Origin of the sequence: Novacetimonas pomaceti (assembly GCF_003207955.1) — a bacterium.
Taxonomy (GTDB): domain Bacteria; phylum Pseudomonadota; class Alphaproteobacteria; order Acetobacterales; family Acetobacteraceae; genus Novacetimonas; species Novacetimonas pomaceti.
On the sequence record NZ_NOXG01000093.1, the window covers coordinates 1 to 1,379 of the forward strand.

Genomic DNA, 1,379 nt, shown 5'->3' on the forward strand with positions numbered 1-1,379 from the left:
CTGCCATGCCTGGAACCAGCTCGTCAATCAACCATGGCGCATCATGTCAATCGGACTGCGCAATTGGGCTCATGGGTTATAGCAATCAACGGTTGGTATTAGTTCTTTTGAGTCGACATTATGTTTAACCCACGCGACAGTAATTGTCATCTCACATCCTCATTGTCAATAATAACTTATTTGCGCCACTGCATCTATAACATATACATTATGCACGGTGATGAAGTCGGGGATCCTACGAAAATCCGCCGTGTTTACGATGTAAAAAAGGTTGATGTTTCACAGTAGGATCGAATACAGAACCGGTACACACTATAATTAGGCGTTCGTTCGATAGCATCCATCATGATGCTACTATCACGTCCTCCCTATCAGTCTTATCATATTTTTTTTATGATTTAGGATTTTCCTATAAGAAATATAAAATTGCGATATTTCCCAATTATCGAGCGGATTTTTAATTTCATATTCTCCTGAATGAGATAGAAGAATTTCATATATTTTTTGTCTATTTTTTTCGTAGAATACATCGATTTCTTCGCTGGAAGGTTCAGAATATGTCTCTTTATTTTGCTCTGGCTGTCCAATAAAAAAATCTAATATAGGCGTTTTCTTTCTGACAAGCCCCCACTTTAGTATCCAATAATAAAACAAAACTTCATTATTAATATCATGGTAGTTCATACGATACCTATCTTCTATAATATTTTCAGCAATATTAAGGAACTTGTCTTTTAATTTCTCTGTTATTTCCATGTTATCTATAAGTAGAAGTATCGAAGCAAACAGTTTATCTAGTATTGAGTCGTAAAAACTTTTATTTGTGCGGGATTTCTCGACGCAACTTCTATGAAGTTCCTGGCAATTTGATATTAATTCGATAAGGAAAATATTTTCCGTATGGCCTTCTATATCAATGGAGTTTTTTATATTATTATATGTCACATTTATTTTACTAGTTAATATTTCTATAGAATCATCTTTCCTGTTCCCATTTACGAAAAAGTTATTGACTTGTATGAATAGATTTATGTTCATTTTCATATAACCGTCATATAGGCGCATGATCGCGATAACGAAGTTACATTACCAAAATCCATGGCGTTCTGTTCCATAGTCTGTGCGTGTTCTATCTTATAGGAGATATGTTCTCTGAAAAATAACTAAAATAGAATAAGATAAAAACAAATGTATAATATATTTTGTTGGAAATTTTTTATATTCTATTTATGGAAATAATGTTTATTTAGAGCCCGATCCGAAAGTTTTTGAACAATACTAGCCTGTTGTGATTCATCCGTCTTTACGAAGAGATGGAGTGAATGGTGACATGGACTGGTATTGCCCGACGTGAACATAGCCGGGAAGGACTGCGATAT

Annotated in this window: 1 protein-coding gene; it reads right to left on the reverse strand. The window is 34.2% G+C overall.

Annotated elements, in window-relative coordinates:
* Positions 1–357: 357 nt before the first annotated feature.
* Positions 358–1,038 (reverse strand): hypothetical protein, encoded by a 681-nt coding sequence (locus CFR71_RS16325; protein ID WP_133251191.1) that lies wholly within the window; start codon positions 1,036–1,038, stop codon positions 358–360.
* Between the last annotated feature and the right edge of the window lie 341 nt (positions 1,039–1,379).